This is a genomic window from Cupriavidus sp. H18C2 (genome assembly GCF_049393795.1).
Taxonomy (GTDB): Bacteria; Pseudomonadota; Gammaproteobacteria; order Burkholderiales; family Burkholderiaceae; genus Cupriavidus; species Cupriavidus pauculus_C.
In genome coordinates this window covers 660,484-682,892 of record NZ_CP186010.1, presented here as the reverse complement: position 1 = coordinate 682,892, position 22,409 = coordinate 660,484, and the positions used below count along the sequence as shown (strand labels likewise).

At 69.4% G+C, this 22,409-nt stretch carries 17 protein-coding genes; 9 read left to right on the top strand and 8 right to left on the bottom strand.

Features of this window, described 5'->3' with window-relative positions:
• Positions 1-142 precede the first annotated feature (142 nt).
• Complete coding sequence (locus EPAKOI_RS03160) at positions 143-316, top strand: hypothetical protein (RefSeq protein WP_172965997.1); 174 nt, start codon at positions 143-145, stop codon at positions 314-316.
• 33 nt (positions 317-349) lie between these two features.
• Here the strand turns inward: EPAKOI_RS03160 and EPAKOI_RS03155 are convergent, their stop codons facing one another.
• From EPAKOI_RS03155 to EPAKOI_RS03145, 3 genes are all read right to left on the bottom strand, one after another.
• Entirely contained in the window at positions 350-766 is a 417-nt protein-coding gene (locus EPAKOI_RS03155) for a hypothetical protein (RefSeq protein WP_423193476.1), read from the bottom strand.
• A 63-nt stretch (positions 767-829) separates the two neighbouring features.
• Positions 830-1,465 carry an outer membrane lipoprotein chaperone LolA gene (gene lolA, locus EPAKOI_RS03150; protein WP_124682220.1) on the bottom strand — a complete coding sequence of 212 codons (636 nt, stop codon included), beginning with the start codon at positions 1,463-1,465 and terminating at the stop codon, positions 830-832.
• Positions 1,466-1,596: 131 nt separating this feature from the next.
• A complete protein-coding gene (locus tag EPAKOI_RS03145; protein ID WP_313835561.1) occupies positions 1,597-3,927 on the bottom strand; it encodes a DNA translocase FtsK in 2,331 nt (776 codons plus the stop codon).
• Between the two features lie 181 nt (positions 3,928-4,108).
• On the opposite strand from EPAKOI_RS03145, the gene trxB reads away from it, so the two are divergent.
• The 3 genes from trxB to EPAKOI_RS03130 all read left to right on the top strand — a co-directional run bounded on the left by trxB (position 4,109) and on the right by EPAKOI_RS03130 (position 6,504).
• Positions 4,109-5,062, top strand: a complete 954-nt coding sequence (trxB, locus tag EPAKOI_RS03140; protein WP_423192937.1) for a thioredoxin-disulfide reductase — start codon at positions 4,109-4,111, stop codon at positions 5,060-5,062.
• Between the two features lie 130 nt (positions 5,063-5,192).
• Positions 5,193-5,858 carry a Smr/MutS family protein gene (locus EPAKOI_RS03135; RefSeq protein WP_423192936.1) on the top strand — a complete coding sequence of 222 codons (666 nt, stop codon included), beginning with the start codon at positions 5,193-5,195 and terminating at the stop codon, positions 5,856-5,858.
• A 4-nt stretch (positions 5,859-5,862) separates the two neighbouring features.
• On the top strand, positions 5,863-6,504 hold the full coding sequence (locus EPAKOI_RS03130) for a trimeric intracellular cation channel family protein (protein ID WP_124682224.1): 642 nt from the start codon (positions 5,863-5,865) through the stop codon (positions 6,502-6,504).
• Positions 6,505-6,574: 70 nt separating this feature from the next.
• On the opposite strand, the gene glnK is transcribed toward EPAKOI_RS03130, so the two are convergent.
• Together glnK and EPAKOI_RS03120 are read right to left on the bottom strand one after the other, a co-directional pair.
• Complete coding sequence (gene glnK, locus EPAKOI_RS03125; RefSeq protein ID WP_006162803.1) at positions 6,575-6,913, bottom strand: P-II family nitrogen regulator; 339 nt, start codon at positions 6,911-6,913, stop codon at positions 6,575-6,577.
• A 65-nt stretch (positions 6,914-6,978) separates the two neighbouring features.
• Positions 6,979-9,051 carry an NAD(+) synthase gene (locus EPAKOI_RS03120; RefSeq protein ID WP_423192935.1) on the bottom strand — a complete coding sequence of 691 codons (2,073 nt, stop codon included), beginning with the start codon at positions 9,049-9,051 and terminating at the stop codon, positions 6,979-6,981.
• Positions 9,052-9,204: 153 nt separating this feature from the next.
• Here EPAKOI_RS03120 and EPAKOI_RS03115 point away from each other — a divergent pair, with 153 nt between their 5' ends.
• The gene (locus EPAKOI_RS03115; RefSeq protein WP_423192934.1) at positions 9,205-10,395 is read left to right on the top strand and encodes a GNAT family N-acetyltransferase; all 1,191 of its coding nucleotides are present in this window, start codon (positions 9,205-9,207) and stop codon (positions 10,393-10,395) included.
• Positions 10,396-10,401: 6 nt separating this feature from the next.
• Here the strand turns inward: EPAKOI_RS03115 and EPAKOI_RS03110 are convergent, their stop codons facing one another.
• Together EPAKOI_RS03110 and ppa are read right to left on the bottom strand one after the other, a co-directional pair.
• Positions 10,402-10,989: a cytochrome b gene (locus EPAKOI_RS03110; RefSeq protein ID WP_124682227.1), complete on the bottom strand. Its 588-nt coding sequence runs from the start codon at positions 10,987-10,989 to the stop codon at positions 10,402-10,404.
• 134 nt (positions 10,990-11,123) lie between these two features.
• Positions 11,124-11,651, bottom strand: a complete 528-nt coding sequence (gene ppa / locus EPAKOI_RS03105; protein WP_124682228.1) for an inorganic diphosphatase — start codon at positions 11,649-11,651, stop codon at positions 11,124-11,126.
• A gap of 185 nt (positions 11,652-11,836) precedes the next feature.
• Here ppa and EPAKOI_RS03100 point away from each other — a divergent pair, with 185 nt between their 5' ends.
• From EPAKOI_RS03100 to EPAKOI_RS03085, 4 genes are all read left to right on the top strand, one after another.
• Positions 11,837-13,273: an aldehyde dehydrogenase family protein gene (locus tag EPAKOI_RS03100; protein ID WP_313835552.1), complete on the top strand. Its 1,437-nt coding sequence runs from the start codon at positions 11,837-11,839 to the stop codon at positions 13,271-13,273.
• Positions 13,266-13,505, top strand: a complete 240-nt coding sequence (locus tag EPAKOI_RS03095; protein ID WP_124682230.1) for a hypothetical protein — start codon at positions 13,266-13,268, stop codon at positions 13,503-13,505. The genes EPAKOI_RS03100 and EPAKOI_RS03095 overlap by 8 nt, the downstream gene beginning before the upstream one ends.
• Positions 13,506-13,577: 72 nt before the next feature.
• Positions 13,578-14,339, top strand: a complete 762-nt coding sequence (locus tag EPAKOI_RS03090) for an SDR family oxidoreductase (RefSeq protein WP_423192933.1) — start codon at positions 13,578-13,580, stop codon at positions 14,337-14,339.
• A gap of 79 nt (positions 14,340-14,418) precedes the next feature.
• Complete coding sequence (locus EPAKOI_RS03085; RefSeq protein ID WP_313835549.1) at positions 14,419-15,729, top strand: MFS transporter; 1,311 nt, start codon at positions 14,419-14,421, stop codon at positions 15,727-15,729.
• A gap of 725 nt (positions 15,730-16,454) precedes the next feature.
• On the opposite strand, the gene EPAKOI_RS03080 is transcribed toward EPAKOI_RS03085, so the two are convergent.
• Positions 16,455-22,394, bottom strand: coding sequence for an Hpt domain-containing protein (locus tag EPAKOI_RS03080; RefSeq protein WP_423192932.1), 5,940 nt, complete (start codon positions 22,392-22,394; stop codon positions 16,455-16,457).
• Positions 22,395-22,409: the final 15 nt, after the last annotated feature.

Genomic DNA, 22,409 nt, shown 5'->3' with positions numbered 1-22,409 from the left:
ACGCGCGCCGCACTGCACCCTGCAACGCTTTGCGGTGCGATATGAATTCTTTCGGAATCGGGGCAACCGGGCGGCCGGCGCGCCGTACCATGGCTGACGGCCGGCGCTGGTGCCGGCCTGCTACCAGAGGAGCGTCACTGCCATGGCCATCACGACCCGGATGCGGAAGAAGAAGCAGTACAAGAAAGCCGTGCTGAAACTGCGCACCGCCATCAAGCGCGGCGATGCGGAAGCGATCCGCATCCGGCGCGAGAAGTTGCAGGCGCTACCCAAGCCGCGCCAGCGCTACGCGCGCGAGTCGCTGGCGTCGTCTTAACGCCACGGGCCGGGCCTGCGGGCCCGGCATGACTCAGCCCTTGGCGCGATCGGTCAGCGTCTGCATCGCATCGGCCGGCAACGGGCCGTGACAGCTGCGGTCGCCATTGGGCTGGCCCACAATCAGCCAGACCTTGTCCGGCGTGGCCTTGGGATGCAGGATCCAGGCCGGGCCGCGCGTCGTGTTGCTGGCCGGCAGGTCTTCTAGCACGCCGTTGTGTGGCGATTGCAGCAGCGTCGCGCACTCGTTCTGCGCCAGCCGGGTTGCCTTCAGGAAGTCGGTGTTGCCCAGCACCTCGGGCAGCGCCGTGTCGGAGCCACGCAGGAACGCGTCGACATCGAAGCGGGCCGCGTGGTTGTGCGCGCAGGCGGACAGCACCAGCGCGGCAGCCGGCGCCCCGCCCGGCGCGGCGGCACGGCGCAGCGCGCGCAGCGCGCGCAGGGTGGGCATGGCGGAAATGGCGGAAATACGGTGGAAAGCGGGGGCGTCTTTCATGGCGTGGGCGTCGGTGTCTTATTGCTTCATCACGTCGGCGCCCTTGGGCACCGTGAAGCGGAAAGCGTCCGCCGGCAGCGACGGGTTCTTCTGGATCCCCGTGAACGTCAGCAGCGTCGTGTTGCCAAACGCGTCGCGCAGCTCCATGGCCTCCAGGTTACCGCCCTTGAAGCCGATGCCGATGCGCTCGAACTGCGTGTCCTTCGACTTGGGCGTCAGTTCCAGCCATTCCACGCCATCGCGCGTGGCGCCGTTCTTCACGTCGAAGTTCTTCGACAGGTCGTTGCTGCCGAACAGGATGGCCGCCGGGCTGGAACCCAGCGCGTTGTCCAGCTTGCGCTCGGTCACCTGGTTCAGGTCCTTGTCGTAGATGTACAGCGTCTGGCCGTCGGCCTGGAGCAACTGGTCGTAGGGCTTGACGTAGCGCCACGTGAACTTGCCAGGCCGCGAGAACGCGAACGTGCCGCTGGACGTGCCGGCCACCTTGGCGTCCCCGCCCTGCCCCTTGATCTGCTTCTGCGTGAATTCGCCGCGCGCGGTCTTCACGCTGGTCACGAAGGTCTGCAACTGGTCGGTGGCGGCGGCGTGCGCGGCCGGCACGGCGGCCAGCAGCGCCAGCGACGCGCACAGCGGCGCGAGAATGCGATGTCGCATGGAATCGATCCTTGTTTTTGGCGAATATCTGATTAGAGCCGACGGCCTGCCGCCAATTCCGCGACAGGCTGTGACCGGCGTAACGGTATATTACCCGTCACTTCCGGCCGCGCGCGAGGGGGTCGCGCGCGTCAGTCGTCGGCCGTGGCGCTGCTGCCGGCCGGCACCAGGATGTCGCGGTTGCCGTTGCCCGACATCGCCGAGACCAGCCCGGCCTTTTCCATGTCCTCCAGCAGCCGCGCCGCGCGGTTGTAGCCGATTCGCAGGTGCCGCTGCACCAGCGAGATCGACGCCCGGCGGTTCTTGACCACCACCTCCACGGCCTGGTCGTAGAGCGGATCGGCCTCGCCGCCGCCCCCGCCGATGCCGGCACCGCCGCCCAGGCTGTCGCCGGCGCCGTCGCCATCCACCAGCCCGCCTTCGAGGATGCCCTCGATGTAGTTGGCCTCGCCGCCCTCCTTGAGCTTCTCGACCACCCGGTGCACCTCGTCGTCAGACACGAACGCGCCATGCACGCGCACCGGCAGCCCGGTGCCGGGCGCCAGGTAGAGCATGTCGCCCATGCCCAGCAGCGCCTCGGCGCCCTGCTGGTCCAGGATCGTGCGGGAATCGATCTTGCTGCTCACCTGGAACGCAATCCGCGTCGGCACGTTGGCCTTGATCAGGCCCGTGATGACGTCGACCGACGGCCGCTGCGTGGCCAGCACCAGGTGCAGGCCGGCGGCACGCGCCTTCTGCGCGATCCGGGCGATCAGTTCCTCGACCTTCTTGCCCACCACCATCATCAGGTCGGCCAGTTCGTCGATCACGATCACGATCGTCGGCAGCTTTTCCAGCGGCTCGGGCGCGTCGGGCGTCAGGCTGAACGGGTTCGGGATCTTTTCCTCGCGGGCGGCGGCCTCGTCGATCTTCTTGTTGTAGCCGGCCAGGTTGCGCACGCCCAGCTTGCTCATGAGCTTGTAGCGCCGCTCCATCTCGCCCACGGCCCAGTTCAGCGCGTTGCCCGCCTGGCGCATGTCCGTCACCACCGGGCACAGCAGGTGCGGGATGCCCTCGTAGACGCTCATTTCCAGCATCTTCGGGTCGATCAGGATCAGCCGTACCTGATCCGCCTTGGCCTTGTAGAGCAGCGACAGGATCATCGCGTTGATGCCCACCGACTTGCCCGAGCCCGTGGTGCCGGCCACCATGCAGTGCGGCATCTTGGCCAGGTCGGCCACCATCGGCTTGCCGGCGATGTCCTTGCCCAGCGCCATGGTCAGGCTGGACGCGCTCTCGTTGTAGACGTGCGAGCCCAGGATCTCGCCCAGCCGCACCGTCTGGCGCTTCGGGTTCGGCAGCTCCAGGCCCATGTAGTTCTTGCCGGGGATGGTCTCCACCACCCGGATCGACACCAGCGACAGGCTGCGCGCCAGGTCGCGCGCCAGGTTCACCACCTGGCTGCCCTTGACGCCGGTGGCCGGCTCGATCTCGTAGCGCGTGATCACGGGGCCCGGGTAGGCGGCCACCACCTTGACCTCGACGCCGAAGTCCTTGAGCTTCTTCTCGATCAGGCGCGACGTGTATTCGAGCGTCTCGGCGCTGACCGTTTCCTGGTGGGCCGGCACGGGGTCCAGCAGCGACAGCGGGGGCAGGTCGGAATCCTGGATATCGGCAAACAGCGGCTGCTGCTTCTCGCGCTCCACGCGCTCGTGCTTGGGCACGGCCTGCGGGCGCACGATCTGCACCGGCGCGGCTTCTTCCTGCTTCACGCGCTGGACCTCGACGGTCTCGGTGCGCTCCACCTTGGCCGCCGCGCCGATGATGCGATCCTGCTTCTTCTCGCGGCGGGCCTTGAAGCCCATGAACAGCGTCTCGACGAAGCCGCCGACATGCTCGGCCACCGACAGCCACGAGAAATGGAAGAACAGCGACAGGCCGATGGCGAACATCAGCAGCAACAGCAGCGTGGCGCCCGAGAACCCAAGCGCCACCTGGAGCCAGCCGCCGAGCAGGTCGCCCAGCACGCCGCCCGGCGCCCGGGGCAGCGCGGCGCGCAGCGGGTACATCCGCACCGCTTCCAGCCCCATGCTGGACACCAGCGTCAGCGCAAAGCCGATCCAGCTCACCGCGGTGCTGTGCTGGGGGTCCGGCACGCGCTCGGGCAGCTCGGCGGTCAGCACGCGCCAGCCGCGCCAGCAGCGGCGCATCAGCAGCACGCTCCACCAGTACGCGGAAAAGCCGAAGACGAAGAACAGCACGTCCGCCACCCAGGCGCCCACGCGGCCGCCAAGATTATGGATATCGGACACCTGGCTGGCATGCGACCAGCCCGGGTCGGCCTTGCTGTAGCTGGCCAGCACGCACAGGAAGCCGAGCGTCACGGCAAGCAGCAGGAACCAGCGTACCTCGCCAAGCAGCTTGCCGATGCGCGATGGAAGTGCCGAGGGGTCGGTCCGGGTAGTCGTGGTTGCGCGAGCCATGCGTCAGGGTCTGTACGATCGTGCGGAGTGGACGATGGCGGCCATTTTAACCTCGCCGGCCCCTATCGCCTCCATTGGAATTTGCAACAGTCGGCAAACGCCGCGCCACATATAATGGCGGTTTCGCATGACGCCGGCACGAATACCGCGCCGGGTCATTTGCTGCCTACAGGAACGCATCATGTCTGCAAAACACGCAAAAGTGCTGATTCTCGGGTCCGGCCCGGCCGGCTACACCGCCGCCGTCTACGCCGCGCGCGCCAACCTGAACCCGGTGCTGATCACCGGGCTGGCCCAGGGCGGCCAGCTCATGACCACGACCGACGTGGAGAACTGGCCCGCCGATCCTAACGGCGTGCAGGGCCCGGACTTGATGCAGCGTTTCCTGGCGCATGCCGAGCGGTTCAACACCGAAATCATCTTCGATCACATCCACACGGCCAAGCTGACCGAAAAGCCGATCCGGCTGGTGGGCGACGCGGGCGAGTACACCTGCGACGCGCTGATCATCGCCACCGGCGCCTCGGCCCAGTACCTGGGCCTGCCGTCGGAGGAGAGCTTCATGGGCCGCGGCGTGTCGGCCTGCGCTACTTGCGACGGCTTCTTCTACAAGAACCAGGAAGTGGCCGTGATCGGCGGCGGCAACACGGCCGTGGAAGAAGCGTTGTACCTGTCGCACATCGCCAGCAAGGTCACCGTGATCCACCGCCGCGACAAGTTCCGCGCCGAGCCGATCCTGGTGGACCGCCTGCTCCAGCGCGTCAAGGAAGGCCGCGTGGAACTGCGCTACGACCATACGCTGGACGAGGTGCTGGGCGACCAGTCGGGCGTGACCGGCCTGCGCATCCGCAGCACCAAGGACACGGCACAGACCGAGGACCTGAAGGTCTCCGGCGTGTTCGTGGCCATCGGCCACAAACCGAACACGGACCTGTTCGTCGGCCAACTGGAGATGAACAACGGCTATATCGTCACCAAGAGCGGCCTGACGGGCGACGCCACGGCCACCAATATCCCGGGCGTGTTCGCCGCCGGCGACGTGCAGGACCACGTCTACCGCCAGGCCATCACCAGCGCCGGCACGGGCTGCATGGCCGCGCTGGACGCCCAGCGCTACGTGGAAGCGTTGCAGTAAGCCTGTCGACCACTGCCGGCCGGCACTGTTGCCGGCCCGGTACGCCGTACCCATCGGGGACGCCCGCCTTGACCAGCGGCCGTCCCCGATTTCCTTATAATCAAGCCGAGCGTTTTTTGAGGTTTTTGCCATGCCGCACGGCGCCAAGCCCCCTTCCAAGCGATTCGGCCTGCACGACCTGGCCACGCTGCGTGACGACCTGAAGGCCGACGCCGAGCGCCGCGAGGCTGAGCGCGTGGCCGCCGAGGCCGCCGCCCGGCGTGCCGAGGAAGAAGCCAACGTGTTCCGCGCCAGCATCGGCACGGTCAGCACCCTGCGCGACCGCAACCGCGTGCAGCCCCCGGCCAAGCGCCCGGCACCCGTCGCCATCCAGACCCAGCTCAACGACAAGGCTGTGCTGGAGGCATCGCTGTCCGACGAATTCGACGTCGAGAACCTGCTCGACATCGACGAGACCATGTCGTTCCGCCGGCCTGGCATTGGCGAGGATGTGATCAAGAAACTGCGCCGCGGCGAATGGGTGCCGCAGGACAAGGTGGACCTGCACGGCCTGCGCAGCGACGAGGCCCGCGAGGCGCTGGCCACCTTCCTGCGCCGGTCGGTGCGCAACGGGGTGCGCTGCGTGCGGGTGATCCACGGCAAGGGCATCGGCTCGCCCGACAAGTTGCCCGTGCTCAAGGGCAAGGTCCGCAGCTGGCTGGTACAGAAAGAGGAAGTGATTGCCTTCGTCCAGGCCCGCGAGTCGCAAGGCGGCGCGGGCGCCCTGATGGTGCTGCTGCGCCAGCCCAAACCTTGAACCCATGCACCTGCCGTTCGATCTGCTGATGGGGCGGCTGCCCCTGATCCTCCATGTCATGGAGATCACCGGGGTCCTTGCCTTTGCCGTGTCGGGCGTGGTGGACGCGCGCAAGCAACGGCTGGACGCGGTGGGCACGTTCATCGTCGCCTTTGCCACCGCGTTTGGCGGCGGCACCGTCCGCGACGTGCTGCTGGACCGCCGCCCGTTCTACTGGGTCGAGCACGAGTACTACGTGCTGCTGATCTTTGCGATGTCGATCGGCGCGGCCATCGTGTTCCGCGTGGTCAGCACGGTCGCCTCGGACCGCGCCATGCTGGTGGCCGACGCCATCGGCCTGGGCCTGTTCTCCGTCACCGGCACCTCGCTGGCGCTGGTCGCGCAGATGACGCCCACCGTGGCGGTCATGATGGGCATCATCTCGGCCGTGTTCGGCGGCGTGCTGCGCGACGTGCTCTGCAACGAGCTGCCGATGATCCTGCGCGACCGCTCGCCCTACGCCACCTGCTCGTTCGTCGGCTGCTGGGTCTACGTGGGCCTGACGTGGCTGCGCGCCGACCAGGAAGTAGCCCTGCTGTCCGGCGCCCTGGTCACGATGGGCATGCGGCTGCTGTCGGTGCAGTTTGGATGGAAGTTGCCAAGCTGAGTCCGGATGGCGGCCGGCGTAAAAACAAGAAAACCGGCCCGCAGGCCGGTTTTTTCTCTGAAGCCACCACTTACACCGCCGCTTCGTCCTGCTCGCCGGTGCGGATGCGGATGACGCGTTCGATCTCGGTGACGAAGATCTTGCCGTCGCCGATCTTGCCCGTGTGGGCGGCCTTGACGATGGCGTCGAGCACGGTGTCGAGCTGGTTCTCGGCCACCACAACCTCGATCTTGATCTTCGGCAGGAAGTCGACCACGTACTCGGCGCCGCGGTACAGCTCGGTGTGACCCTTCTGGCGGCCAAACCCCTTTACCTCGGTCACCGTCAGACCGGTCACGCCCACGTCGGCCAGTGCTTCGCGCACTTCGTCGAGCTTGAACGGTTTGATGATGGCGGTAATCTGCTTCATGGCTGGCCTCTGTCTCTAAAGGTGTCGGAAGATGTCAGATTCTAGCCCGAAACACCACATGCCAGTCAGCCGGCCTCGTCCGGAATGCGGTCCAGGTCGCGCATCCAGACCGCCGATTCGCCGTCGCTGGGCGCCCGCCAGTCGCCGCGCGGCGACAGCGATCCGCCCGATCCCACCTTTGGTGCGTTGGGGATGCACGACCGCTTGAACTGGCTGGTGCGGAAGAACCGGTCGACAAAGATCCCGAGGATGCGCTTGATTTCCGGCAGTTGGTAGCTGTTGCGGGCCACATGGGGCCCGTTGGGCCACGTGCCGCGCGCCACGTCGCCCCAGGCGTGCAGCGCCAGGAACGCCACCTTGGACGGCGTGTAGCCGTAGCGCAGCGTGTAGTACAGGTTGAAATCCTGCAGCTCGTACGGGCCGATGATCTGCTCGGTCTTCTGCCCGGGGGCCTCGTCCTGCCCATCCTCGGCCGTGCCGGCCGGCACCAGTTCGGGGCTGATATCGGTGTCCAGCACCGCCAGCAGCACATCCTTGCCGGTGTCCAGCACCTGGCCCGTGTCGGCCACCCAGCGCACCAGATGGCTGATCAGCGTCTTGGGCACGCTGGCGTTGACGTTGTAGTGGGACATATGGTCGCCCACGCCGTACGTGCACCAGCCCAGCGCCAGTTCGCTGAGGTCGCCGGTGCCGATCACGATGGCGCCGTTGTGGTTGGCCAGCCGGAACAGATGGTTCGTGCGCTCGCCGGCCTGCACGTTCTCGAACGTCACGTCGTAGACCGGCTCGCCGCGCGCGTAGGGGTGGTCCAGGTCCTTGAGCATCGCCAGGCAGCTCGGCCGGATGTCGATCTCGCGCGCCGTGCACCCCACCACCTCCATCAGCTCGCGCGCCTGCTTCAGCGTGCGGTCGCTGGTGGCAAAGCCCGGCATCGTGTAGGCCAGGATGTTGGCGCGCGGCAGGCCCAGGCGGTCCATCGCCTTGGCGCAGACCAGCAGCGCGTGGGTGGAATCGAGCCCGCCCGACACGCCGATCACCACCTTCTGGATCCGGCTCGACGACAGCCGCTGCACCAGCGCCTGGACCTGGATGTTGTAGACCTCCATGCAACGCTCGTCGCGGCGGCGCGGGTCGGCCGGCACGTACGGGAAGCGCTCGACCTTGCGCTCCAGCGGCAGGTCCTGCCCGGTCGGCAGCTCCATGCGGAACGCGACCACGTCGAACTTTTCCACCTCGTCCTTGTGGCGGCGGACCGACTGGCCGAACGACGTCTGGTGCATGCGCTCGCGCGACAGGCGCTCCAGGTCCACGTCGGCGAACAGCAGGTGCGACGTATCGGCAAACCGCTCCGATTCGCCCAGCAGCTCGCCGTTCTCGTAGATCAGCGCCTGGCCGTCCCAGGCCAGGTCGGTCGTCGACTCGCCCTTGCCTGCCGACGTGTACAGGTAGGCCGCCAGGCACCGCGCAGACTGCTGCGAGACAAGCTGGTGCCGGTATCCCGACTTGCCGATGACGATGTTCGACGCCGACAGGTTCACCAGCACCGTGGCCCCGGCCAGCGCCGCGAACGACGACGGCGGGATCGGCACCCACACGTCCTCGCAGATTTCCGCATGGAAGCGGAAGAACGGAATGTTCTCGATGTCGAACAGCAGGTTGGCCCCGAACGGCACCTCGGCGCCCAGCAGCGACACCGTGTCGACGGCCGCGCAGTCGCCGCTGCTGAACTGGCGGGCTTCGTAGAATTCCCAATAGTTCGGCAGGTAGGACTTCGGCACCACGCCCTGCACCACGCCGTTGGCCACCACTACGGCGCAGTTGAACAACTGGTGCTCCACCAGCACCGGCATGCCGACCAGGATCGCGGCCCGGATACCCGTGGATGCCTCCACAATCCGCTGCAGCGCCAGCTCGCACTCGCGCAGCAGCGCGCGCTGGTGGAACAGGTCGTCGCAGGTATAGGCCGGCAGGCCCAGTTCGGGAAAGACCACCAGCACCGCGCCGCGATCGGCGGCCTGGCGGGCCAGTTCGATGGTCTGCGTGGCGTTGTAGGCGGGATCGGCCACGCGGCACTCGGGCACGCCAACGGCCACGCGCGCAAAGCCGTGGGAATAGAGATTGTGAAAGGGGTGCGTCATGTCGGGGGCCGCGGGGGCGGCAGTGGACATCGGGAAACGGATAGGCGCATTCTACGACGCCCCGCCGCGACCCGGCGTCCGCGTCACGCTGACAACGCCAGCATCACAATGCCAATTCCGGTAGACTCGCCCGGCACCCAAGCCAACCCGTTTATGAGCGATCCGCGCCCCCCATACCGCACGGACATCGTGCTGGACCTTGCCGACATCGACGCCGCCGACTGGGATGCCCTGCTGGCCGCCCAGCCCGAGCCCACCCCGTTCCTGCGCCACGCCTTCCTGCACGCGCTGCACGCCAGCGGCAGCGCCACCGAAGACACGGGCTGGATGCCCCGCTTCCTGACGCTCTGGGTGCCCGACGGCCACGGCCCCGGCCGCGACCGGCTGGCGGCGGCCATGCCGCTCTACGCCAAGACCCACTCCTACGGCGAATACGTGTTCGACTGGGCCTGGGCCGACGCCTATCGGCAGCACGGGCTCGATTACTACCCGAAGTGGCTCGCGGCCGTGCCGTTCACGCCGGTGCGCGGCACGCGGCTGCTGGCCGAGGACGATGCCGCGCGCGCCGTGCTGCTGCGCGTGGCGCTGGCGCTGGCGGCCGAGAGCGAGCTGTCGTCGCTGCACATCCTGTTTCCGTCCGATCACGAGGCAGACCTGATGCAGGCGGCCGGCATGATGATGCGGCACGGCGTGCAGTTCCACTGGACCAACCCCGGCTACGCCAGCTTCGACGCGTTCCTGGCCACGCTGTCCCAGAAGAAGCGCAAGAACATCCGCGCCGAACGCCGCCGCGTGGCCGAGGGCGGCATCACGTTCCGCCAGCTCAAGGGCCCGGCTATCGACGACGACGCCTGGAAGTTCTTCAACCGCTGCTACCGGCAGACGTACCGCGAGCATCATTCGTCGCCGTACCTGAATCTGGACTTCTTCCGCCGCATCGGCCAGGCGATGCCCGACAACCTGCTGCTGGTGGTGGCCACGCGCGACGGCCGGGACATCGCCAGCTCGCTGCTGGTCTACGACGCCACCCCCGGCGTCAGCACGCTCTACGGCCGCCACTGGGGCGCGCTGGAGCACCACCCCTGCCTGCATTTCGAGACGGCCTACTACCAGCCGCTGGAGTTCTGCATCGCCGAGGGCATTGCCACGTTCGAAGGCGGCGCCCAGGGCGAGCACAAGATGGCGCGCGGCTTTCTGCCCGTGGCCACGCGCTCGGCGCACTGGCTCGCCCACCCGTCCTTTGCCGATGCCGTGGAGCGCTTTCTGGAGCGCGAGCGCCACGGCATGGACGCCTATCTCGACGAACTCAACGACCGCAACCCGTTCGCCCGCACAGCGGAATAACCCGGCTCAGCGCCGTGGCAGGATCCGGCGCAGCGTGTTGTCGCCCAGCATGTAGTGGTGGAACAGCGCCGCCATGGCGTGTAGGCCGATTACCAGGTAGAACGCCTTGCCGACCATCTCGTGGATGCCGGCCAGCACGTCGCGCAGCGCCGGGTCCGGCCCGATCAGCGGCGGCACGCCGAAATGGAGCCCCGGCAGCGTCACCACGCGCCCGGCGGCATTCGACATCAGCAGGCCCAGGATCGGCTGGGCGAACAGGAACAGGTACAGCAGCCCGTGCACGGCCGCGCCGGCAAGCTGGCCGGCACGCGGGCCGGGCTCGGGCGGCGGCGCGCCCATGATCAGGCGCCACAGCACCCGGGGAATCGCCAGCAGCAGCACCAGCACGCCCGACCACTTGTGCAGCTCCATGACGATCATCCGCGCCGCCGTGCCGCGCTCGGCAAAGCCGCGCAGCTCGATCGTGGCGTAGGCCACGGCGACCAGCACGAACATCAGCCAGTGGAACAGGATGGCGGTGGATTCGTAGCGGGCAAAGGCGGCCGGCGCCTGCCCGGCCGCCGGCAGGACGGCGGCGCGCGGTGGAACGGACATCGGAACTCCAGGTGGGTGGGGAACGGCGCACAGCTTACCGGCGGCGCCCGCCGGCCGGCCTTGCCGGAGATCATTGGCGCCAATAAAAAACCCCGCCGGGCGGCGGGGCTTGCGGGTCCGCGGCAGCGGCGCGATTACTTCTTGAAGTTCGCCACGCCGTCGGTGATTTCCTTGTGGGCTTCCTCGATGCCGGCCCAGCCCTCCACCTTGACCCACTTGCCTGCTTCGAGTGCCTTGTAGTTCTCAAAGAAGTGCTTGATCTGGTCCAGCAGATTCTGCGGCACGTCGGACAGGCCCTTCATGTGCGCGGTGGCCGGGCACAGCTTGTCCACGGGCACGGCCACCAGCTTGGCGTCCACGCCCGACTCGTCGGTCATCTTCAGCATGCCGAGCGCACGGCAGCGCACCACGGCGCCGGCCAGGATCGGGAACGGCGTCAGCACCAGCACGTCCACCGGGTCGCCGTCGCCCGACAGCGTCTGCGGGATGAAGCCGTAGTTGGCCGGATAGCGCATGCCGGTGCCGATGAAACGGTCGACGAACAGCAGGCCGGTTTCCTTGTCGGCCTCGTACTTCACCGGATCGCTCTGGGCGGAGATCTCGATGATGACGTTGAAATCGTTGGGCAGATCCTTGCCCGGGGAGACGAGGTTGAAGCTCATGCGAGTTCTCCGAATACCTGTAGGAATGGGATGGCCGGCATTATAGCGGGTCGGCCCTGACCCCGGCCTGACAAACGGCGTGGCGCCGTGTGCCGTGCAATGCCTTGCGCGCGCGGCGGGCTGGGCGATAATGCGGCATTCCCGATTTCAGCATTTGCTCCATAACCGGAGCCGTGGAGACCCGCATGCATGCCCAGCACTTCGTGGCCAACCGCCTGATCGCGCCGGATTCCGGCCTGCGCATCAAGGTGTTCGATCCGTCCAGCGGCGAGCCGTTCGCCGAGATCGCCCGCGGCAATGCCACCGACGTCAGCGTGGCCGTGCGCGCCGCGCGCCAGGCCTTCGAGGGCGAATGGGGCGCCATGGCCCCCGCCAGCCGCGTGCGCCTGCTGAATCGCTTGGCGCTCAAGCTGATCGAGCACGAGGACGAGCTGGCCGCGCTGGAAGCGCGCGACACCGGCAAGCCGCTGCGCCAGGCCCGCGCCGACGCACGCGCCGTGGCCCGCTATTTCGAGTTCTACGCCGGCGCGGCCGACAAGCTGCACGGCGAGACCATCCCCTACCAGACCGGCTACACCGTGCTGACCGTGCGCGAGCCGCACGGCGTGACCGGCCACATCATCCCCTGGAACTACCCGCTGCAGATCTTCGGCCGCAGCGTGGGCGCGGCGCTGGCCACCGGCAACGCCTGCGTGGTCAAGCCGGCCGAGGACGCCTGCCTGTCGATCCTGCGCGTGGCCGAGCTGGCCGCCGAGGTGGGGCTGCCCGAAGGCGCCCTGAACATCGTCACCGGCTATGGCCACGAGGCCGGCGCCGCGCTGGCACGGCACCCCGGCATCAACCACGTGTCGTTCACGGGCTCGCCGCAGACCGGCAAGCTCGTGGCGCAGTTGGCCGCCGAGAACCACGTGCCCGTGACGCTGGAACTGGGCGGCAAGTCGCCGCAGGTGGTCTTTGCCGATGCCGACCTGGACGCGCTGCTGCCGGTCATCGTCAACGGCATCGTCCAGAACGCGGGCCAGACCTGCTCGGCCGGCAGCCGGCTGCTGGTGGAGCGCCCGGTCTACGAGGCGCTGCTGGACCGCCTGTCGGGCGTGTTCGAGGCGCTGCGCGTGGGCCCGTCGGAACTCGATCTCGAATGTGGCCCGCTGATCAGCCGCAAGCAGCAGCAGCGCGTCTGGGACTTCGTGTCCGACGCCCAGCACGCCGGCATCGCGGTGATGGCGCAGGGCCAGATCGTCGGCGAGGCGCCGGAGTCCGGCTACTACCAGGTGCCGATGCTGTTCCGCGACGTGCCGCCCCAGCACCGGCTGGCGCAGGAAGAAGTCTTCGGCCCGCTGCTGGCCGCCATGCCGTTCGACGACGAGGACGAGGCCGTGCGCCTGGCCAACGGCACGCCGTACGGCCTGGTGGCGGGCGTGTGGACGCGCGACGGGGGCCGCCAGATGCGGCTGGCGCGCAAGCTGCGCGCGGGCCAGGTGTTCATCAACAACTACGGCGCCGGCGGCGGCGTAGAGCTGCCGTTCGGCGGCACCGGCCAGTCGGGTCATGGCCGCGAGAAGGGCTTCGAGGCCCTGTACGGATTCACCACTCTGAAAACCATCGCCATTCAACATGGGTAGCATCAACTTTCTCTCGGTCGCCTTCGCGATCTTCTTTTTCTGGATGGCGTGGCATGTGCGGCACAAGCGCGCGACCAACCCGTCGGGCATGCCCCGGCTGCAGGTGTTCAAGCGCAAGTGGGGCGACACCGTGGGCGACCGCGTGCACTGGTGCCTGTACGTGGCGCTGCCGTTCCTGCTCGGGATCATGATGGTTGCCAACGCGCTGCAGAACAAGGGCCCCTTCCACTGACAAGCAGTTCCGACGTTCCGCCCGCAGCGCGGCAACGAGACCGCGCCGGGCCTCACCAACAGGAGACAGGCAATGACCAGGCTGGCTGGCAAGGTAGCGGTAGTCACGGGCGGCGGCTCGGGCTTTGGCGAAGGCATCGCGCAGACGTTTGCGCGCGAGGGCGCCGCCGTGATGGTGGCGGACCTGAACGCTGACGCCGCCGAGCGCGTGGCGGCGGCCATCCGCGACGCGGGCGGCAAGGCGGCGGCGGTGCGCGCCGACGTGTCGCGCGGCGACGACGTGGCGGCCATGCGCGACGCCACGCTGGCCGCGTTCGGCGACGTCCACTGCGTGGTCAACAACGCCGGCACCACCCATCGCAACAAGCCCATCCTCGACATCACCGAGGACGAGTTTGACCGCGTCTACGCGGTCAACGTCAAGAGCATCTACTGGGCGGCCCACCACTTCATCCCGCACTTCCGCCAGCGCGGCGGCGGCAACTTCGTCAACATCGCGTCCACCGCCGGCATCCGGCCCCGCCCGGGGCTGGTCTGGTACAACGGCAGCAAGGGCGCGGTCATCGTCGCCAGCAAGGCCATGGCGGCCGAGCTGGGCCCGGACAACATCCGCGTCAACTGCGTGAACCCGGTGATCGGCGCCACGGGGCTGCTGGAGCAGTTCATGGGCGTGCCCGACACACCCGAGAACCGCGCCCGCTTCCTGGCGACCATCCCGATGGGCCGCATGTCCACGCCTCAGGACGTGGCCAACGCCTGCCTGTACCTGGCGTCCGACGAGGCCGCGTTCATCACCGGCACCTGCATCGAGGTGGACGGCGGACGCTGCGTCTGACCCGCCCTGGCGCGTGCCCCCGGGCGTGCGCCCCCCCCTGCAGTACCACAACGACAACCATCCCAATGAGGAGACACCGATGACTTCCACCGCGGTCAACGCCGGCGCACGCGACGCCGGCTTCGAGGACGCCGTCTACCGCAAGGTCAGTTGGCGCCTGGTGCCGTTCCTGCTGCTGTGCTACGTCGTGGCCTACCTGGACCGCGTGAACGTGGGCTTTGCCAAGCTGCAGATGCTCAACGACCTGCAGTTCAGCGAGACCGTCTACGGCCTGGGCGCCGGCATCTTCTTTATCGGCTACTTCCTGTTCGAGGTGCCGAGCAACGTCATCCTGCACAAGGTGGGCGCCCGCATCTGGATCGCCCGCATCATGATCACCTGGGGCCTGATCTCGGCGGCGATGATGTTCGTCACCACGCCGACCATGTTCTACGTGCTGCGCTTCCTGCTGGGCATTGCGGAAGCCGGCTTCTTCCCGGGCATCATCCTGTACCTGACCTACTGGTACCCGGCCAGCCGGCGCGGGCGCACCACCACGTTCTTCATGACGGCCATCGCGCTGTCGGGGGTGATCGGCGGGCCGCTGTCGGGCTGGATCATGCAGTCGTTCGACGGCCACAACGGCTGGGCCGGCTGGCAGTGGATGTTCCTGATCGAAGGCATTCCGTCGATCCTCGTCGGCATCTGGGTGCTGCTGTACCTGGACGACCGCATCGCCCACGCCAAATGGCTGACCCCCGACGAACGCGCGCTGCTGGCGCGCAACATCGAGGCCGAGGACCAGCACAAGGAAGACCCGCCCGTGCGGCAGGTGCTGTCCAGCCCGCGCGTCTGGCTGATGAGCGCGATCTACTTCAGCTTCGTCATGGGGCTGTACGGCGTGAGCTTCTGGCTGCCGACGATCATCAAGCAGACCGGCGTCAAGGGCACGCTGGAGGTGGGGATGCTGACGGCCATCCCCTACGGCTGCGCCGTGATCGGCATGATCCTGTTCGCCCACAGCGCCGACCGCCGCGGCGAGCGCCGCTGGCACATCGCCGTGCCCGCGCTGCTGGGCGCGCTGGGCCTGGTGTTGTCCGTGCAGTGGCACGCCGACACGACGCTGGCAATGATCGCGCTGACGCTGGCCACCATCGGCATCCTGACCACGCTGCCACTGTTCTGGAGCCTGCCCACCGCCTTCCTGGCCGGCACGGGCGCGGCCGCCGGCATCGCGCTGATCAACTCGCTGGGCAACCTGGCGGGATTCATCAGCCCCTACGCGGTCGGCTGGCTCAAGGACCTGACCCAGAGCACCGACTCGGGCATGTACCTGCTGGCAGCCTGCATGGTGGTGGGCGCGGCGCTGGCACTGTCGGTGCCAGCGAAGATGGTGAGTCGGCAGGGCTAGCGGGAGAGGGGAGCGAAAACCTGTCGGTGCGCTGGCCCTTTGGGACCATCCACATGCCCCATGTTTCTCCCCTCTCCCGCAGCGCGGGAGAGGGGAGCGAAAACCTGCCGGAACGCTGGCCCTTTGGACCATCCACATGCCCCATGTTTTCTCCCCTCTCCCGCAACGCGGAGAGGGGTCGGGGAAGGGCCCGGCGGTTCAACCTGCGACCCGTCGCGCATCACGCGCCTGCCCTCACCCCCAGCCCCTCTCCCGCAGGCGGGAGAGGGGAGCAAAACCTACCGGTGCGCTGGCCCTCTGGGACCATCCACATGCCCCATGTTTTTCTCCCCTCTCCCGCAGTCCGGGAGAGGGGTCGGGGGAGAGGGCCCGGCGGTTCAATTTGCGATCCGTCGCGCATCACGCGCTGGCCCTCACCCCCCAGCCCCTCTCCCGCAGGCGGGAGAGGGAGCAAGCCTGCCGGAACGCTGGTCTTCTCCGGACTATCCACGTGCCCCATGTTTTCTCCCCTCTCCCGCAGCGCGGGAGAGGGGGTCGGGGTGAGGGCCCGGCGGTTCAACTTGCGATCCGTCGCGCATCACGCGCCTGCCCTCACCCCCAGCCCCTCTCCCGCAGGCGGGAGGGGGAGCAAAACCTGCCGGAACGCTGGTCTTCTCGGACCATCCACATGCCCCATGTTTTCTCCCCTCTCCCGCAACGCGGGAGAGGGGAGCGAAAGCCGGGGTCTACCCCTCCCCCAGCATCTGCGCCACTGATCCGGCGGTGCCGGCGGCTTTATCGCCGATCAGTTGCTGCAGTGTGCGCAGCAGTTCGTCCTCGTTGAATGGCTTGCCCAGGTACACGTTGACGCCGATCTCGGCGGCGTAGCGGCGGTGTTTTTCCGCTGTGCGCGACGTGATCATGACCAGCGGCATGCGGCTGGTGCGGGCGTCGGCGCGGACGTTGCGGGTCAGGTCGAAGCCGTCCATGTTCGGCATCTCGATGTCGACCAGCATCGCGTCGGGCATCACTTCCTGCAGTTGCCGCAGCGCGTCCACGCCGTCGCGGGCCAGCACCACCTGGTAGCCGGCGCGGGTCAGCAGGCGCTGGCTGGCCTTGCGCACCGTCAGCGAGTCGTCCACCACCATCACGGTCGGCTGCGTCATCAGGCCGGGCACCGGCACCGGCGCGCCGGCGTCGACGAACTCGGCCACCGCGCCCACCTGTCCGGCCGGCTGCGGGGCCGGCAGCGCCGGTGCGGCCGTGCCGCGCTCGCGCACCCAGCGCTGCGCCAGCACCACGGGGTTGTAGATCAGCACGATTTCCCCGTCGCCCAGCGTGGTAGCGCCGGCAATGCCTTCCAGGCGGGCCAGGTGCGGGCCGATGTGCTTGACCACCACTTCGCGGTTGCCCTGCACCTCGTCCACGTGCACGGCCACGCGCTCGGCGCCCGAGCGCACCACCACCACCGGCGAATACTTGCGGCCCGACGCCATCCCGGCCGTTTCCTCCAGCAGCGCGCCGAAGTAGTAGAACGGCACCTCGGCGCCCGCCGCCGCGAAGCGGCCCGAGTTGTACGCCTCCAGCAGCGGCTTCTCGCGCAGCTGGTGGACCTGGTCGATCATGCCGCTCGGCATGGCGAACAGGCGCCCGCCCAGCGATACCAGCAGCACCTGCGTGATGGCCGTGGTCAGCGGCAGGTGCACCGTGAAGCTGGTGCCCCGGCCCGGCTCGGTCGACAGGGTGATCCGGCCGCCCAGCGCCACGGTCTCGGCGCGCACCACGTCCATGCCCACGCCGCGCCCGGCCAGTTCCGACACCGCGTCCGCCGTCGAGAAGCCCGGCGCGAAGATCATCTCGGTCAGCCGTGCGTCGCTGGCGTCCTCATCGGGCGCCATCAACTGGCGCGCCACGGCGCGTTCGCGGATGCGCTGCAGGTTCAGCCCGCCGCCGTCGTCAAAGAACGTCAGCACCACCTCGTTGCCTTCCTGCTGCACTTCCAGCGTCAGCGCGCCCGTGGCCGACTTGCCCGCCGCGCGCCGCACGTCCGCCGGCTCGATGCCGTGCACCACGGCGTTGCGGATCAGGTGCTCGATCGGGCCGGCCATGCGGTCCAGCACCGAGCGGTCGATTTCCACCGTGCCGCCCTTGATCAGCAGCCGCACTTCCTTGCCGGTCTCGGTGGCCGACTGGCGCGCCACGCGGTACAGCCGCTCGGCCAGCGCGTCGAACTGCACCATGCGCGCCTGCATCAGCCCGCGCTGCAGCCCGCGCGTCAGCCGCGCCTGCGCCGCGAGGTCGCCCGACGCGCGGTCGAAGCCGCGCTGCAGGTTCTGCTCGACGGTCGCCACGTCGTTGACCGACTCCGCCATCATCCGCGTCAGTTCCTGAAAGCGCGTGAAGCGGTCGAATTCCAGCGGATCGAATTCCTGGTTGTGCTGCTGGTCGGCAATGCGCGACGCCATCTGCGTCTCGGCCTGGATCTCGATCTCGCGCAGCTGCATGCGCAGACGCGCGACGTTGTCGTTCAGTTCGCCCAGGTAGCTGCGCAGCGCGTCCAGCTCGCTGTCCAGCCGCGCGCGCGTGGCGCTGACTTCGCCCGCGTCGTTGATCAGCGTGTCCAGCGTGCGGGCCTGCACGCGCACCAGCGCGCGCTGGCGCTCGGCGTCGGTCGGCAGCGCGGCGGGGGCGGCCGGCATCAGCGGCGCCGACGGCACCAGCGCCTGGCCCGGTGTGTCCGGCGTCGCCAGCGCGGCGGTGCCGGGTGCTGCCGCATCGCGCGGCAACGCCGGGGCGGCCGGGGCGGCCACCAGCCCGTTAACGACGTCCGCGTCGTCCAGCGGCAGCAGGCCACCGTTCTGCAGCGCGTCCACGTGCGCCAGGATGCGGTCGTACCAGGCGTACAGCCGGCCGAACAGCTCTGGCGTCACGCGCTGGCCGCGCACGCTCGATTCCAGCAGCGTTTCCATCTCGTGCGCCGCCTGGCCCAGCGCCATCGCGCCGGCCATCCGCGCACTGCCCTTGAGCGTGTGCAGCCCGCGCAGGATCAGGCCGCCGTGCTGCGCCTCGTCGGGCGCCGCCTCCCACGTCCGCACCAGCTTGCCGATATCGGGCAGCGCGCCGTGTGCCTCTTCCAGAAAAATCTCGACCAGCGCCGGATCGAGCGACGATGCGTCGGTCGACACGGCCTCCGGCACGTCTTCCGGATCGGGCGCGCCGGGCACGACGTGCGCCACGGCGATGCCATCGTGGCGAGCAGGCGTCGGCAGCGAGATGACCACCGCGTCGTGCACCGGCGTGACCGGCGTCAGCACCGGGCCGGCCGGCGCCGACACCGGCGGCAGCGACGTGATCGGCGTCAGCTTCACGGGCGGCAGCGCCGCCGGCGGCGGCTGCACGCCATCGTCGATGTCGGGCAGCGGCTCGGCCGCCTGGGCCTGGGTGCCGAAGAGCTGCGACACCGAGCCTTCCTGGCCCGCCGACTGCCCGGCCGGCACCACGGCGCGCGGACGCACCAGCGCCCGTTCGCCAAACGCGTTCAGTTCGCGGCACAGCGCTGCGTCGCCATCGGGCCAGATGCCGGCGGCAAACTGGTGCAGCATCGCGCGCAGCCGGTCCACGGCCTGGTCCAGCAGCTTGAAATCGGCCGGATGCATGACCACCGGATGGCGGCCGAGCAGCAACAGCAAATGTTCCAGCGCCTCGGCAATCTCGCGCACCGGCTCCAGCCCCACCGTCGACGCGCTGCCCTGCAGCGTGTGCGCCACGCGCAGCGCCAGTTCGCTCGGGCACGGATGGTTCTCGTGCTTCCACTCCGACAGGTCGGTGGCAAACTGCCGCAGCAGGTCGTCGGCCTCCTGCAGGTAGACGTTGTAGAGCGCCAGCCCGATGCGGACCGGGCCGATCACCTTGTAGCCCTCGTCCTCGTCGGCCAGCCCGCCGGCCAGCCGGAACGGCAGCACGTTGCTTTCGTCGTCCGGGGCGGCGTCGGCTTCGGCCACGGGTGCCGCCACGGCTTCCACCGCTTCCGGCGCCGCCGCCTGCGCCAGCAGCGCGTCGAGCGGATCGACCTCGGTCGCCGCTACCACCCCGCCCGGATCGCGCACCGCCTGGGCGGCGGCCATCAGCGGCGCGATGTCGCGCAGCGTCGACGGGTCGTCGCGCAGCGCCAGCGCCCATTCGCGCAGCAGGTCGTGCGCCTGCCCCAGCAGCGCCGGCAGTTCCGGCACCGGCGCGCGGCCCTCGGCGATCCACAGGTTCATCACCTGTTCCACGGCCCAGGCGGCCTCGCCGTAGCGGTTCAGGCCGACCATGCGGCTCGACCCCTTGAGCGTGTGGAACCCGCGCCGCATGCGGCTCAGCACGTCGGCGTCGGCCAGCGCGTCCAGCCCGCCGGACAGGTCGGTGGCGATATTGCCGAGCACTTCCTCGGCCTCGGACAGGAAGATGTCGAGCAGTTCGGCGTCGATGGCGGCGGCATCGGCCGGCATCGGCGCGGCGGACGGCACGGTGGCCGGCATGGCCACCGGCATCGGCTCGGCCAGCGCCACGACCATGCGCTCGGCGGCGGATTCGCTACCAGCCAGCCACGCGTGCAGCTGCGTGGTGGCCTCGCTGGCCTGCCGGCGCAGCCCGGCGTCGTCGTCGATGGCGGCCTGGTCCGACACAGCCTGCAGCGCGGCGCGCAGCCGCTGGATCTCGGGCGAATCGGCGGTGGCGGCCACGCGGATGGCGTCCATCGCGGCGCTGCGCGCCAGGCCCAGCGCGCCTTGCGGCGCCGCGTCGTGGCGGCCGGCGTCGGTCGCGTACGGGTCTTCGCTGGCCACGTCGCGCGCCTTGCGGCCGAATTCGAGCAGGTCTGCAAACGCATGCACGGCGCCCAGTTCGGCGGCGATATCGGACAGGTGCGCGATGCGCGCGCCATGGTCGGCCGTCTCGCGCAGCACGCCCAGCCGCGCCAGCACCGCGCGGACGGCGGCCAGTGCCGCGTCGGTCTCGCGCTCCAGGCCCTCGGGCAGCGCGGGGCTGCCGTGTACCCGTTCGATGGTGGCCAGCAGCGCGCCAAACGCCTGCGCGGCATCGTCCAGCGCGGCGCCGGCATCGGCCCGCGCCGCGTTGCGGTCATAGGTGTCCAGCCACGATTCGCCGCTATCCAGGTGCGCGCGGAGCTGCGTGACGGCCTCGGCGCGCTGCGCCTGGGCGCCCGCCGACTGGACCATTTCGGCCAGCCAGCCCGGCGCGGCGGCGTCGGGGTCCGCCACGGCGGCGGCCAGCGTCTCGCATCGCCCGGCAAACGCTGCCGCCGAGGCATGGCCCGAGCGGCCGTGCACGCGCCACGGCATGGCCAGCGCGCGCGACAGGAACAGCGCCACGCCGCCCCGGCCCAGCGCGTCACTGGGCGGCCGCTGGCCCGCGTAGGCCGCGGCGGCGGTCAGGCACTGCTGCAAGGCGGGCTGCGCCAGCGGCATCGCCGCCTCGGCCAGCGACGCCAGCGCCAGTTCCCAGCCGGCCTGGTCGTCGGCGGCTGCCCGCTCGATGGCGGTGGCGGCGTGCTGGAGGTTGCGGGTATCGATCGGATCGAGCCAGCCGTAGTAGCGCTGGCGATAGTCGGCGCGCGCGACGATGTGCGCGGCATCCACGCGGTAAGCCTGCAGCGTGCGCGCGATATCCACGCGCAGCACCTGCACGGCGGCCTGCGTGGCCGGCGGCAGCGTCGCGTCGGCATCGGCGGTCAGCCCGGTGCTGACCAGCAAAAAGACGGCGTCGTTCAGCAGCGCCTGCGGCACGCGCACCTGCCCTTGCAGGTACTGGCGCACCAGCAGGTGGGCGCGCGCGGCAAAGCGCTTGGCCAGCAGGTCGGACGGCAGCAGCCCGTGCGCCAGCGCGCGGAACACCATGGCCAGCGTGTGCCAGATGCCGCGGTCGGGCGTGTCGGCGGTGCGGCGCGCGTCCTGCTCGTGGTTGCGGACTTCGTCCAGCGCCACCTGCAGCGGCAGCCATGCCTCGCGCAGCAGCGACGCATCGGTGCACGGCGTGGGCAGGCGCAGCGCCTTCAGCAGCGCGGCCTCGAAGCGCTGGCGCGCGCGCGTGACGGCCGTGGCCGAGCGCGTCGGCAGCACGATGCCGGGCAGCATCTGCAGCTCGTCGAGCCACAGGTCGGCCGGGTGTACGCGCTCCTCCTTCATCAGCGCCAGCGCGGCGGCATAGGGCTGGAACAGGCGCAGCGGGTCTTCGGCGTCGCCGGCCATCAGGTCGTCGACATATTCGGCCAGCGCCTGCACGCCGGTGCGGAACACGGCCAGCGCGGGCGCGTCGGCGGCGACGGTGCCGGCGTCGATGGCCTCCAGCAGCCGGCGCAGTGCCTGGCAGTAGGCGTCCACGCCGCGCAGCCCGACGATGTGCACGGCCCCGGCGGCCTGGTGCAGGTGCTGCCCCGCCAGGCGCAGCGACGTGGTGTCGCGCGCGCCCAGCGCCTCCGGGGTCTGGCGGATTTCGTCGACGTAGTGGCCCAGTTCGGCCGCGGCGTCGTCCAGCGCGGTGCGCAGGCTCGGCGCCAGCCAGGCCAGCACGGACAGGTCGCGCTGCGGCGCGGCCGGTACGTCGGGCGCGGCCGCTTCCGGCGTGGCATGCGTGGGCGGCGCGGCCGGATCGGCCTCGTCGCTGGTGAGGATGGAATTCAGGGACATGACCAGTTCCGGTGC